Annotated in this window: 9 protein-coding genes and 2 pseudogenes; 4 read left to right on the top strand and 7 right to left on the bottom strand. The window is 50.3% G+C overall.

The features are described 5' to 3' along the window. Both CAG65_RS11400 and CAG65_RS11405 read left to right on the top strand, forming a co-directional pair. Positions 1 to 85 (top strand): annotated as a pseudogene (locus CAG65_RS11400) (GlcG/HbpS family heme-binding protein); the annotation flags it as partial. A gap of 221 nt (positions 86 to 306) precedes the next feature. Next, positions 307 to 705 (top strand): hypothetical protein, encoded by a 399-nt coding sequence (locus CAG65_RS11405; RefSeq protein ID WP_161453708.1) that lies wholly within the window; start codon positions 307 to 309, stop codon positions 703 to 705. A gap of 203 nt (positions 706 to 908) precedes the next feature. On the opposite strand, the gene CAG65_RS11410 is transcribed toward CAG65_RS11405, so the two are convergent. Continuing rightward, complete coding sequence (locus CAG65_RS11410; protein ID WP_161453709.1) at positions 909 to 2,468, bottom strand: methyl-accepting chemotaxis protein; 1,560 nt, start codon at positions 2,466 to 2,468, stop codon at positions 909 to 911. A 408-nt stretch (positions 2,469 to 2,876) separates the two neighbouring features. Continuing rightward, entirely contained in the window at positions 2,877 to 3,782 is a 906-nt protein-coding gene (locus tag CAG65_RS11415) for a LysR family transcriptional regulator (protein WP_021703429.1), read from the bottom strand. A 125-nt stretch (positions 3,783 to 3,907) separates the two neighbouring features. Between CAG65_RS11415 and CAG65_RS11420 the strand changes: the two genes are divergently transcribed. Together CAG65_RS11420 and CAG65_RS11425 are read left to right on the top strand one after the other, a co-directional pair. Further along, positions 3,908 to 5,287, top strand: a complete 1,380-nt coding sequence (locus tag CAG65_RS11420) for an MFS transporter (RefSeq protein ID WP_040902095.1) — start codon at positions 3,908 to 3,910, stop codon at positions 5,285 to 5,287. Continuing rightward, positions 5,284 to 5,679 (top strand): hypothetical protein, encoded by a 396-nt coding sequence (locus CAG65_RS11425; RefSeq protein ID WP_202599358.1) that lies wholly within the window; start codon positions 5,284 to 5,286, stop codon positions 5,677 to 5,679. Before CAG65_RS11420 ends, CAG65_RS11425 begins: the two co-directional genes overlap by 4 nt. 129 nt (positions 5,680 to 5,808) lie before the next feature. Here the strand turns inward: CAG65_RS11425 and copI are convergent, their stop codons facing one another. From copI to CAG65_RS11450, 5 genes and pseudogenes are all read right to left on the bottom strand, one after another. Next, entirely contained in the window at positions 5,809 to 6,357 is a 549-nt protein-coding gene (gene copI, locus CAG65_RS11430; RefSeq protein ID WP_161453710.1) for a copper-resistant cuproprotein CopI, read from the bottom strand. 11 nt (positions 6,358 to 6,368) lie between these two features. Then, positions 6,369 to 9,524, bottom strand: coding sequence for an efflux RND transporter permease subunit (locus CAG65_RS11435; RefSeq protein ID WP_161453711.1), 3,156 nt, complete (start codon positions 9,522 to 9,524; stop codon positions 6,369 to 6,371). After that, positions 9,524 to 11,245 (bottom strand): annotated as a pseudogene (locus tag CAG65_RS11440) (efflux RND transporter periplasmic adaptor subunit). The gene CAG65_RS11435 and the pseudogene CAG65_RS11440 overlap by 1 nt, the downstream one beginning before the upstream one ends. Continuing rightward, positions 11,242 to 12,636 carry a TolC family protein gene (locus CAG65_RS11445; RefSeq protein ID WP_161453712.1) on the bottom strand — a complete coding sequence of 465 codons (1,395 nt, stop codon included), beginning with the start codon at positions 12,634 to 12,636 and terminating at the stop codon, positions 11,242 to 11,244. Before CAG65_RS11445 ends, CAG65_RS11440 begins: the two are co-directional and overlap by 4 nt. A gap of 104 nt (positions 12,637 to 12,740) precedes the next feature. Next, positions 12,741 to 13,124 (bottom strand): hypothetical protein, encoded by a 384-nt coding sequence (locus tag CAG65_RS11450; protein WP_161453713.1) that lies wholly within the window; start codon positions 13,122 to 13,124, stop codon positions 12,741 to 12,743. Between the last annotated feature and the right edge of the window lie 300 nt (positions 13,125 to 13,424).

Below are 13,424 nucleotides of genomic sequence, written 5' to 3' on the forward strand. Positions count from 1 at the left end.
CATTGGTGCTATTGGTGTAGGCGGTGCTCCGGGCGGCCATCTGGATGTTGAATGTGCAGAAGCGGCAATTAAGAAAGTCTTCTGATTACCGCTCATCGTTTACTAGTCGTTTTAATGCCTGCCCTGATAAACCGAACCGTTTGTCAGGGTTTTCTGCTTGATAAGTCAAGGAGTTACATGCTTATGGGTGTTGTTTCGTATGTCGAGGTGTGACACTATCTGAGCCTAAGTAGCCACATAGGCTAAATGGAACATCAGCACTGAATAAACGAGAAAGAATCCGTTGTTGCGTGAAGAGGAGAGAGTGTGAGCGTTAAAGTGTTTTATCAGCATCGGGTTGAAGGCCCCGAACTCGTGAATCATGACAAAGTTGTTTCGACCTATCATGAAGCCTGCGACATCATTGACAACTATCCCTGGGCAGAAGAAATGGAATGGTGTGAAAAGCTAGGTGAGGGCGGTGGCTTTTTCTTCATCTTTGGTGATGAGGAGGACAAATACGCTACGTTCCAGTTTACGCCAATCGATGTTGATAAGGGGCTTCTTTACTTAGACGTCGTCATAAAGTCGAGCTTTTGGAATCTATTTGGTCGCAATGCGGTCTCCAAAAACTTTGATGTTATGTCGATACCCGAAGCCAAACAACAGCTCAAAGAGCTATTTGATTACTCCATTGAGTCCCTGTATAGAAAATACAAGAAATAACCATATCGGCTCAGTGACAAGGGAGCGCAGAGCATGGAAACAAAACGGCTCTATCCGGAGCATTAGATAACACGGTCATTTATGCGAAAACGGCGTGTGATGTGTTGAGCGATAGTACATGTTTTTCATGATAAAAGAGCCAGCAACGTTGCGTTGCTGGCTCTTCAATCGGCAAGCGGATTTAGATTTGGACAACGTCCTTGCTAGATTTTGAATGCCCCAACATGACGGTCGAGTGTTCTAAACAGCTCAGCGAGGCGTTGGCTGGACTCTTCCAGCTGTTCACTGGCGCTTAACGAGCCTTTCACCGAGTGGCTGACGGTATCCATGTTCATATTGATCTCATTGGCCACGGTGGATTGTTGTTCAGTTGCTGTTGCGACCTGCGTGTTGATGTCCAGAATGGTCATTACTTGAGTTGAGATCTCTTCCAGCGCTTGTCTGGCCAATTCTGTTTCGGCAGTGCCTTCCTCAATCAACGATTTACTGTTGCCCATTGAATTCACTGCACTTTGCGCTTCGCTCTGCAGTTGGTTGATCATGGTGTTAATTTCGTCTGTTGATTGTGCCGTTTTTGTCGCGAGATTACGGACTTCGTCTGCAACCACCGCAAAGCCACGCCCGGCATCACCAGCACGTGCCGCTTCAATTGCAGCATTCAGCGCAAGCAAGTTCGTTTGTTCAGAGATCCCCCGAATCACTTCAAGGATGGTCCCGATCGACTGTGTGTTGTCTGCAAGACTGGCAATGATGTTTGACGTACTGTTCATTTCGGTTTCAAGGTTGGTCATTGCTGTCGTTGTTCTTTCCAACGTCTTGTAACCTGCTTGCGTCTCATTGGTCGCGGTGCCAGCAGCATTTGCTGCACCGGCCGCATTTGAGGCAATTTCATTGACGGTGGCGATCATTTCATTCATGGACGTCACCACCAGCATCGTCTGTTCGTTCTGCTCTTGTCCTCTTGCCAAGGCTTGCTGTGATTGCTCGCGCAGTGCGATGGCCGAGCTGTTCAATTCGACACCGGTATTGACAACTTGCGTGATGATCTCGTGAACTTTACCGACAAACACGTTAAATGCCGCAGATATTTGCGCGACTTCGTCGTTGCCTTTGGTTGGCAGCCGGACGGTTAAATCACCATCTCCCTGAGAAATCTCGTGCAATGCATTCTTTAGTACCGAAAGAGGGCGCATTAATTTGCCCAACAGAAGTGAAAGCACAATGACGCAGAGTACAAAGATCGCAACCATGGAGGTCAGTTGATAAGTAATAATTCCGTTGGTCGCCTGGCTGACTTCAGTGATCGGAATACCGATATCAAACGTTCCGTATAACTGGCCGTTGACGTAGATAGGGGCCATGATGTCAAACACCCATACCTGTTGTACGTCAGCGTACCATTTTGAATACTGTTGCACGCCTTTGGTCGCACCAGCGACGGTATAATCGTCGTCATAAACTTTGTTGAGTTTTTGATTATCACTGTGTGCAACGGCGGTCACCTTTTTATCGATGACAATGGCATAGCTCACGTCAGAGCGCTGCTTTAATCCGTCAACCAATGTTTGAAGATCTTGAATCGGATTGTCTGAGTTTTCCAGAATGTAGCTGGCATTCTTTGCCAGAAACTCAGCTTGAACTTGGGATTTGTTAAGGATGATCTCGTCGATTTTCTGACTCGAAATGAGATAAGTTGATGCCATACTGGCCACGACAGCAATGCCAAACATGGCGCAGACGGCTAATAGGATTATTCTTTTCATTCTGATTGTCTCAACGCAATTTTATTTTGATGCCTAAAGCCAGGACTCTGTTAAGCCTATGACGCTTAGAGATGAAACCACTGTTGTAAAAAGTGTCCCGCGAAATTAGACGTGACGTATCGATACTGTATCTGCACAAATGCCAATAACTTTAGAGTAAAAAAGCAGACTAAATCGAATGATCGTGTCGCTAATTGGAGCCATCATCGGATTAATTGAACTTTGTCCGGTAACAACAAAGCGGCTATTAATCAGCTGTGTCCCCGAAAACTGAACAACAACGGTTGGGTCGATGTGAGTTAACTAATAAAACGACTTACTACCGGTGTTTGTTAACCGTTCGTTGATTTGTTGTGCGAGGAGGTCGGCATTTTCGTTGAATGGCAAACAGACGTTTGTTGAGTCCGATCAGTGAGACTTCTCGACCTGGCTCTGCAAGAAATCGATAAATGTCCGTACTTTTTCAGGCACATGGCGAGTATTGGGATAAAGCGCGTAGATACCTTGTTTGGGAAAGCGATAACCAGGCAACAAACGGATTAACGAGCCATTGGTAATGTCTTCTTGCACCAGCCAAGCGGGCAGTAGAGCAACGCCTGCGCCATTGCGAGCAAATTCGAGTAGTGAAGCGGCGCTGTCAGCCATAATCTTGGAAGGCGTATCTGCTCTGAATTGCACGTTGTCACCTGCAGGTGTTGTGACGTCCCAGCTCAACGGTGTGGAGAGACGGCTATGTGCAAGCCAGTGTGCACTTTGTAATTGCTTCAGGTCGGCGATGCCGTGGTCATGATATGTTGTTAGGTACTCTTTTGAAGCGACGGGTAAAATATCGAACTGATCAATCAGCTTTGCGCGATGCGTGGAATCCGTCAATTGACCAAGGCGTATCGCGACATCGAAACGTCCAGTGATCAAGTCATCATTTTGTGATGACGAAACGTGTTGGATGCGCAGTTGAGGGTGTAACACTGAGAAGGTTGATAGTACTGGCACTACAATTCGGGGGCCATATTCAGGCGTTGTGGTAATGCGTAAGATACCCTTCAGACCTGCATGATCGCTGCGGACATCATCCAAAAGCTGTTCCGCATCTTGTAACAGTTGTTGACAGCGCCAATAAAAATGTTCACCTGCATCGGTGACCGCCACCTTTCGTGTACTGCGTGTAAGTACGGAAACCCCTAATTCCTGCTCAAGCTGCTTGATATTAAAGCTTACGACAGCTTTAGTCAGTCCCAGTGTATTTGCCGCGCCAGTAAAACTTCCGGTTTTCACGACTGCCACAAATATTTCCAAACGTTGCATATTGAGCATGCTTCCACCTAATTCTCTTGGATTATTGTCAAAATATTCTTGACAGTGTAACTGCAATACGTGGATTTATCTTTATTTTCCTGAATTTATACTACACCCATTATGTTGTTTTCCTTGAGAAATATATGAGTTATCGGGTGCGTGTCGCCAGCGTTTATCTGCTGGGTTTTTTCATCGATTTGCTTAACATGTTTATCGCCAATGTTGCTTATCCGGATATTGGCAGGCAGTTGAATGCATCAGTGAGTCAGCTGGCGTGGGTGAGTAATGGGTACATTCTGGGGTTAACGTTAGTTATTCCTTTGAGTCGTTGGTTGGCAAAACGAATGGGATCCAAACGCCTGTTTATCCTCTCATTGATTATCTTCATTATCGGTACTTTGGGAGTAATAGGTGCTGCCCGAATTGAACAACTTATTCTTTGGCGTGTAGTTCAAGGTCTGGGGGGAGGGTTGTTGATCCCAGTTGGTCAGGCAATGACCTATGTACTTTATCGCAACCATGAGCGGGCAAAGCTCTCTTCTGCCGTGATGCTGGTTGCTTTGCTGGCGCCAGCGCTCGCTCCGGCCATTGGTGGTGTGCTGGTAGACAATGTTAGTTGGCGTTGGGTATTTGGAGCCAGCTTGCCTCTGGCAGTTTTTTCATTGCTTCTTGCCTTGGCCTGGTTGAAGCGTGATGTACTCACTACTGATATCGAACCGCTGGATGTGAGGGGCTTTATTTCAGGCAGTGCGGCATTAACTCTGATATTGCTGGGCCTGACGTATATGGGTGAAGGCGAACGTTTGAATTTGGGCACAACGTTAATGGCCTTCGGTATATTGCTGATGGTCTGGTATGTAATCGCCTCGTTACGTAAACGACAGCCGTTGCTGAACCTACGCCTAATTAAGGACCCGATGTTGCATACCGCGATGCTGATCTATCAACTCGTTCCGGGAATTTTCACTGGCGTCAGCCTGATTGCGATGTTGTATTTGCAAGATCTACTGGGGATTCATGCCACTTTAGTGGGAGCGATGATGTTTCCATGGGCACTCGCCGCATTTGCTGCGATCTCTCTGACGGGCAAACACTTTAATGAAGTTGGACCGCGTCCGTTGTTTATCGTTGGTAGCCTGGTGCAGGGGTGGGGCATTGGATTATTAATGTTGGTCGGCAGCGCCGACGACGTTGTTTTTGCGTTCATCTCTTATGCGTTGATGGGATTCGGAGGAAGTCTGTGCAGTAGTGCGGCGCAAAGCCTGGCGTTTATTCAAGTGCATGATGGCGATCTGGCAGATGCTAGTGCACTGTGGAACATCAACCGTCAGCTCAGTTTCTGTTTTGGGGTCACGTTAATTAGCTTGCTGCTGAGTGTGTTACTCAATATGCAAGGAATTCGCCAGCTCCAGGCATATCAACTGTGCTTTGCTCTGGCGGCCGTTAGTGCCTTCATTCCTGTGTTACTCAGCCTACGAATAATGAATTCCGGTGTGATACCTATATTAAATAAGGAGAAATGATGAACCGTTATTTTCAAGAAATCTTAGATGCACACGATTTGATTTGCTGTTGGCTTAGCGACGTCAGGAGTCCTACACAAGTGTGTGAAGAGTTGTTAGCACGTTTCAGCCCGGCTTATTCAATGGTAACACCTGACGGTGCCCAGCTTAATTACACGTCTCTAACTTCGTTTTTTCAGGCGCAATGTGGAGCGAAACCGGGGCTGAAGATTAAAATAGATAATATGCGTTTGATTACGGAGAGTGAAGTAGGGGCTTGCGTGACGTACCAAGAGCGACAACAACTGCCAGGGCAACGTTCCACGCTGCGTTTTTCCACTGTTGTGTTTGAGTTGGGGAAAGGTGATCAGGTGATATGGCGTCATCTGCATGAGACGGCACAGCCTTTATAGAATTCTAATTGGTGTCCGCGAACCCTGATCTCCAGTTTCTGACACCCATCATCACCCTAGATGTGTCGAGAGTTGTCTCGTGACTGACGCCTTATTTTAAATAAAGCCCCGTAACCGGGGCTTTGTCAGTTATTTCAGAACCACATCCTTAACCATGCCAGCTTCGGCGTGCCCTGGAATATTGCAGGCAAACTCGACGTTGTTATCGCCGTGGAAGTGCCAGGTGAGCTGTTTGGCTTTGCCTGGCTGCACGGTGACCGTGCTACCTGAATCGTGAGCGTGCCCTGTGGTCATTTGACGCATCATTTCGCGGTGTTTCAACTGCTCTGCGTTCGAGCCGATGGAAAACTCGTGATCGATTTTGCCAGTGTTCATTACCACGAACTGCACCACATCGTTAGGCTGGATCTGTATATCTTCTTTAAAGGTGATTTTCATGTCGTCCGTTAAGATCACGTGAATCACTTTATCCGGCTTGGCGCCAGCGGCAGGCATGCCCACATCCGACATGCCTTCCATGTTCATCATTTGTGAGTGGTCCATTTTATTGCTATCCATCATTGATTCGTGCATGGTGCCGCTGTCCATCATGCTGTCATGGTTCATCTGCATATGCTCGTCAGCCATAACACCGCTTGCGGCCATGATCAGAGAGAGAGTCAGTAGTGTTTTTTTCATTGTTGAATTCCTTATTTATCCGAGAGTGACGATTGAGTTGGATTGGTTGGCCGGACTTCCCGGCTCTTCCATAGTTTGAAAATAGCTGGAATAACCAGCAGGGTGAGTAATAAAGCGGACGCCATACCCCCGATCATTGGGGCAGCGATGCGTTGCATGACCTCAGAACCTGTGCCTTCGCCATACATGATTGGGATAAGGCCGATGATGACGGTGCTCACGGTCATCATCACCGGACGGACGCGTAACCCGGCTCCTTCACGAATAGCATCGATCAGTGCCTGTTTTTCCAGCGGTTGATGATTTTCCTGCGCATGCAGCTTGCGCGCGTGCCATGCCTGATTGAGATACACCAGCATGATGACGCCAATTTCCACTGCAACACCGGCGAGTGCGATGAAACCCACACCAACGGCAATAGAGAAGTTGTAGCCCAGCCAATGCATCAGCCAAAGACCGCCCACCATTGCCAGTGGCAGGGTCGCCATAATGATCAGCACCTCTCCAACACGGCGGAAGCTGAAGTAGAGCAGCAACATGATGATGGCGAGTGTGATTGGCGTTACCACACTCAGGCGCGCTTTGGCGCGCTCCATATATTCGTATTGACCAGACCAGGTCAGAGAATAACCGGATGGCATATCGAGTTGTGCCGCGACGGCTTGTTGCGCTTCATGGACGTATGAACCTAGGTCTCGACCATCGATATCGACAAAGACCCAACCGTTCGGACGGGCGTTTTCGGTTTTGATCATCGGTGGACCGTCTTCGTAGCGAATGTCAGCCACATCTGCGAGTGCGATGCGAGCGCCATTTGGCGTTACCAGCGGCAGATTCTGCAGTTTGACGACCGAATCACGGTAGTTTTGCGGGTAACGCACATTGATTGGGTAGCGTTCGAGTCCCTCGATGGTTTCTCCGACATTCATGCCGCCCACGGCGGTGGCAATCACTTGTTGGACATCTCTGATATTCAACCCATACCGCGCCGCCTGACGGCGGTTAATGTCGATCGTGACGTAACGTCCACCAGCGACACGCTCGGCATACACCGACGCCGTCCCGTTTAACTGATTGAGAATCGGTTCGAGATCGGCGCCAATTTGCTCAATCACGTTCAGGTCTGGTCCGGCAATTTTTATCCCGATCGGTGTTTTGATCCCCGTTGCCAACATGTCGATACGGGTTTTTATTGGCATGACCCAGGCGTTGGTCAGCCCTGGGAACTGAATCAACTGATCAAACTCTTTCCTGAGATCGTCAGTAGTGACGCCGTCACGCCATTGCTCTTTTGGTTTGAGCTGAATGACGGTTTCGATCATGGTCAATGGCGCGGGGTCGGTGGCCGTTTCTGCGCGGCCAATCTTTCCCCACACGGTCGCTACTTCGGGTACGGTCTTGATCAGTTTGTTGGTCTGTTGCAGTAATTCGCGCGCTTTACCGATGGATATGCCGGGGTAGGTAGTCGGCATGTACATCAGGTCGCCCTCATCCAGTGGTGGGATAAACTCACTGCCCACTTTACTGATGGGGTAGTACGCAGACGCCATCAGGGCCAGAGCAAGCATCAGCATCGATCTCGGGTAGCTCAGGCTGAGGTTCAGTAGTGGCCGATAGAGCGCCACCAGGCCGCGATTGACCGGGTTTTTGTGCTCTGGCAGTACCTTTCCGCGGATAAAGTACCCCATCAATACAGGAACCAGTGTGATTGCCAGGCCTGCAGCGGCGGCCATTGCGTACGTTTTGGTGAAGGCAAGAGGCGAGAACATTTTGCCTTCTTGTCCCTCAAGTGCGAAAACCGGCACAAAGCTCAACGTGATGATAAGCAGTGAGAAAAACAGTGGTGCTCCCACTTCCTCAGCCGCACGGCCGATAACCTGCCAACGGTTTTTGTCGGTCAACGGGGTGCGTTCTATGTGTTTGTGAACGTTCTCAATCATCACGATAGCCCCGTCGACCATAGCACCGATGGCGATGGCGATCCCGCCGAGTGACATGATGTTGGCATTGATACCTTGCCAGTGCATGACCACGAAAGCCGAGAGGATACCGACCGGCAGGCTGAGTGCGATCACCAGCGACGAACGTATGTGGAACAAAAACAGAGCACACACGACCGCCACCACAATGAACTCTTCGGCTAACTTCTTCCAAAGGTTGTCGACGGCGGCGTTGATCAGCGTTGAACGGTCGTAAGTCGAGACAATTTCCACGCCATCAGGCAGGCTGCGCTGCAACTCGGAAAGTTTGTCTTTGACGGCCGCGATCACGTCACTGGCGTTTTCGCCGTAACGCATCACGATCACACCGCCGACGGCTTCACCTTCTCCGTTGAATTCAGAGATGCCGCGACGCATTTGAGGCCCCAGATTGATGTCGGCGATGTCACCAAGCAGCAATGGAGTACCTTTGCTGGTGACTTTCAACGGCAGCGCGCGGATATCGTCGACATTTCGCAGATAGCCGGTGGTACGTACCATATGTTCAGCCTCGGCCACTTCAACCACTGACGCACCCGTCTCCTGGTTGCCATTTTGTATGGCGTTGTTGACCTGTTGTAGCGTCAGATCGTAGGCACGCAGTTTGGCCGGATCGATTTGTACCTGATACTGTTTGACCATGCCACCGACTGTGGCGACTTCAGACACCCCGCTCACGGTTTGCAGTTCGTATTTCAAGAACCAGTCTTGCAAGCTGCGCAATTGGGCCAGATCGTGTTGACCGGTTTTGTCCTGCAACACATAGCTGTAAACCCAACCAACACCGGTTGCGTCGGGACCGAGCGTGGGCTTGGCATTCGGTGGTAACTTAGGGGCGACCTGGCTGAGATACTCCAGTACCCGCGAGCGCGCCCAGTACATGTCGGTATCATCATCAAAGATAATGTATACGTATGAGTCGCCGAAGAAGGAATAACCTCGCACCGTGACGGCTCCTGGAACGGCGAGCATCGCGGTGGTGAGTGGGTAGGTGACCTGATCCTCAACCACCTGAGGCGCTTGCCCCGGATAGCTGGTTTTAATGATCACCTGAACATCCGATAAGTCCGGTAGAGCGTCGACGGGGGTGTTCTTGACACTGTATAAACCGCCCAGAGTCAGAAACAGGGTCGAAATCAGCACCAGAAAACGGTTGTTGATCGACCAGCGTATAATGGCTGCAATCATTACTTGCCTCCCTGAGTTGCCGGTTCAATATCAACCAGCGTGTAGTCTGAGCCGCTGCGAGCGATCAGAAACCGAACCGTTTCACCTTCTTTGAACGCGGACAAATCGATGTCATCGGCCACCGAAAAGTTCATCACGCCTGCGTCCTACTGCCACTCGTGGACTGGCTGATGTTTCAGTGTGAGCATGCCGAAATCGGCCATCAGCATGGTGATGTCTCCCGTCACCCAGACTTCCGCAGCCAGCACGCTGTGGTCCGCTTTCACGTTAATAACTTCAAACTGGCCGGCATCGGTTTTGGCCATCTCAAATTCAATGGCCTGACCTCTGCCAAGAGTCGAGAGGTCAACCTGTTCGTTTACCTGAAAGTTCATGGTCATGCCCGGCCAGTCCCACTGTGGCACCGGTTGGTGGCGGATGGTAAGCATGCGGTGATCTGCCATCACGTCGGTAATCTCTCCTTTGGCCCACGCGGTATGGTTCAAGGCGTCTGCGTCGTTACCAGAATCAATGCGTGACAGATCGGCAGACTGGCTCGACTCTGAGTCGAGCATAAAGTGTGCGGAGGTCACGACAATGTCGTCGTCTTCGAGCCCTTTAAGGACTTCAACACGGTCATCCGCTTCTCGTCCGGTTTCGATGCGCACAGAGCGGTATTGGCCGTCACCTTCTGCCAGCACGACACGGCTCATGCCACCTGCGTGAATAACGGCTGAGCGTGGAACGGTGAGCACCGATTGTTGAGATTTGGGTTGCAGGGTGATACCAGCAAACATGTTCGGTTTGAGTTCCCCATCCGGGTTAGGGAATTTCAGCCGCATGCGCAATGTGCGGGTTTGTGGATCCAGAATAGGGTAGACATAATCCACTTCGCCTTGCCATGATTGGCCTGGAAGAGAATCAAGACTCATGGTGGCCGGACTGCCGGATGTGATCCAGTGAGCCTGGCGCTCGAACACTTCGGCATCAACCCAGACATCGTCAAGCGGGCCGGCACTGATCACCGTCTGAGCCGGCGACAGATACCCCCCTTCGCGAATATTGAGGCTGGCGATAATGCCATCTGCGGAGGCTTTGATGGCGATGGTTTGCTGAGCTTTACCGCTTTTTACGATCTGGCGGATCTGTTCGCGGTCGACACCAAGCGATACTAGCCGTTCAGTGGCGCCTTTAATAAGGCCGCTACGGCCCGTCCGGTAAGCATTAAGCAGTTCTTCCTGCGCTTTGACCAGATCAGGTGAATAGAAAGTGAAGAGCACATCACCTTGTTGGACTTTCTCGCCGACCGCATTGATGTGCAGTTTTTCGACCCAGCCAGCCACACGCACGTTGGTTTGCCATAATCGACTTTCATCAAAAGCGATATAGCCGACAGTCTCGATACGCGGCGCAAGGTAGGCCTTTTTTACTGCTTCTCGTTTGACGCCCAAGTTGTTCTCCACCGAGGGGCTGATGGTGACCGTGCCCGCCGCCTGTGTATTGTTGGCCTGATCTTCGGCATACACAGGAATGAGATCCATGCCCATCGGCGATTTCCCCGGCTTATCTCGTCGATAGTTCGGGTCCATTGGAGCGACCCAATACAGTGGTTCATCGGTTGATGAAGACGCGGTGCTGGCGGATAAGGCGGCACTCTGCCCAACTGGCAGAAATTGGTTGGCGGTAAAGCCGAGTGCAACACCGACGGTCAGTGCCAGTGTCGTGATAGTGATTGTTTTCATTGTTGGCGCTCCTGAGCAGATGAGGCAGTCGATGACAGATCGGGTTGGTTCACTTGATAGCCAAATGCGTCTAGCAGATAAGCCAGATTGCTGTTAGCAATGTTCAGATCCGTTAACAACCGCTGCTTTTCCAGATCCAGCGCCAGCTCATCGGCTGTGGCGGTGAGCACGTCATTAAACTGAGCCGTGTTGTTCTGGTAACCGCGTTCTACGGCCCGGGTCCGCTCTTTAGCGCGTTGCAATAAGGTGTCCTGATAACGTTCCAGACGTTGCTCCAGGTTATTCTTGTCGACCAGCAATGCGTTCACTTTGGCGTTCATTTGTGCCAGCAGCAGGTCTTTGTTGGATTTAGCGGCACCAACCTGATATTGCGCGGCGGCATGCTGGCGATCCTGACGATTGCCGGTAAACAGCGGAATATCCAGTGTCAGGTAGGCGCTGACTAAATCCGACGCGGGTTCGCCTCGCATGTTGTTGGCTTGCCGATAGGCGTACATGACTTCCACGCCAAACTGAGGTGTGTATGCCTGCTCAGCCAGTTCGACCTGAGTCTGACTGGTGGCGACGGCCACATCGGCCATTTTTAGCATGGGGTGCTGGTTTAGCAGAGCATAGTGCTGGTTGCCGTCAGATTGGCGTAACTTGGCCTCCAGATCAGGCCAGTCGAGTGTGTTACTGGCGGAAATCCGGGCCTGATTGCTGAGCCAGGCGGGACCTAACCATTCGGACAACTGGGATTGGATACGACGCTGCATTTGTTGATTGGCAAGCAGTTTTTCATCCAGCTTGCTCACTTGCAGTTGAGCTTGAATCAGATCCTGAGTGTCACTCTTCCCGAGCTGATAGTTGGTCGCAATGTAGCGCTCCATTTCTTTCATCAGGCGCAGGTTCTCACGCAGGATGTGTTCGGCTTGTTGCTGGTAACCCAGCTCAAGCCAAAGCTGGGTCATGCTGTTCGCGACCTCGAGCTCACGTGTCTGGCGTTGCAGTTGCATTGCATCGGCTTGCTGCCCCGTTTGCTTTTGTTTGAGATCAAGTGTTGAGCCTCGCTCAAACTGTTGCATCAATCCGACCGAGATGTTTGTCATCGGATCGTCATCAAATTTAAAGCTGTCGACGGGCAGGCCGCCGACGCCGACTTTGAGTTTCGGATCCATCAGTGTGGCATTGGCGATGGCCGTTTCCCTCAGGGATAACTCCTGAGCGTAGATTTGTTTGCGACTCGCGTCATTTTCCAGCGCGAGTTCAATCCATTGCTTGAGTATGGGCTGGTGTGCGGGTACGTCTTGTTGTACCGCCGTACGTAAGCTGCCTGAAGCAGCCAGTGGCGCAGACGTCAACCCAACCAGTCCACTCACAGCAATAGCGAGTATGGATGGTTTGATTTTCACGTGTAGATTCCATCAATCGTGAGGCGTGAACGAATTCAGGCCAGGCGAAAACACCCGTTTCTAAAGTGTTAAATGAAACGGAATACAATCAGATTGAAAAGAAATCAGACGATAGGGGGGCGATAGAGTGTGGTTTGCCGTTTGATTTTTATCGCAGGCAGATCGTGAGGCACGGGCGCGCGCAGGTGTGAGCGCGTCAAACTGGTTATCGGTGCAGGCAAGGTGGCAAGAGCACTAATACACGTAACGTTGCAACAGTCTTGTAACCCGGACCAGCCGTCACAACCATAACCATTGCTTTTTGCCATCGAGTGATGCGCATTGGGCGTATGGTCGGTTGTACTCGGGGACGACATCATGGACTGATGATGTGCAGAGGATGAGATTTGAAATGCCATGCTTGGATCAGCTGATGATACGCCAGACACTAAAAAGGCCAGCAAAGTCAGCAACGTCATCCAAATTGTACGAAGAGAGTACTTAGGCATAACAACATATCCATTCAAAGAGAAACTAAGTATAGACCTTTCCCTAAGGGGAAGGTCAATGAACTTGCACAATAAAGTGAAATTTTGTTGTTGCTAATCATTAAGTTGGCTTTCTGTTTGTTAAGTGAGTGTGATTTAAGAACAAAAAGCCTGCTGATGACAGATTTTTATATGTTACTGTTTGCTTATTAATGTTCTGACTGCCTTGTGGAGGGAATCATGAATCTAGGCAATTTGCTGGTTGAACTTGAGCAAGTGGGGCTGCAAAACGATGCGCAACAAAGCGATCGAGCCAAGAAG

Source organism: Vibrio sp. V39_P1S14PM300 (genome assembly GCF_009904765.1).
Taxonomy (GTDB): domain Bacteria; phylum Pseudomonadota; class Gammaproteobacteria; order Enterobacterales; family Vibrionaceae; genus Vibrio; species Vibrio proteolyticus.

What these genes read in the sequence shown, in the direction of transcription:
- CAG65_RS11410 (WP_161453709.1), bottom strand. Translation starts at nt 2,468, where the DNA reads ATGAAAAGAATAATCCTATTAGCCGTCTGCGCCATGTTTGGCATTGCT.
- CAG65_RS11415 (WP_021703429.1), bottom strand. Translation starts at nt 3,782, where the DNA reads ATGCTCAATATGCAACGTTTGGAAATATTTGTGGCAGTCGTGAAAACC.
- CAG65_RS11420 (WP_040902095.1), top strand. Translation starts at nt 3,908, where the DNA reads ATGAGTTATCGGGTGCGTGTCGCCAGCGTTTATCTGCTGGGTTTTTTC.
- CAG65_RS11425 (WP_202599358.1), top strand. Translation starts at nt 5,284, where the DNA reads ATGATGAACCGTTATTTTCAAGAAATCTTAGATGCACACGATTTGATT.
- copI (WP_161453710.1), bottom strand. Translation starts at nt 6,357, where the DNA reads ATGAAAAAAACACTACTGACTCTCTCTCTGATCATGGCCGCAAGCGGT.
- CAG65_RS11435 (WP_161453711.1), bottom strand. Translation starts at nt 9,524, where the DNA reads ATGATTGCAGCCATTATACGCTGGTCGATCAACAACCGTTTTCTGGTG.
- CAG65_RS11450 (WP_161453713.1), bottom strand. Translation starts at nt 13,124, where the DNA reads ATGCCTAAGTACTCTCTTCGTACAATTTGGATGACGTTGCTGACTTTG.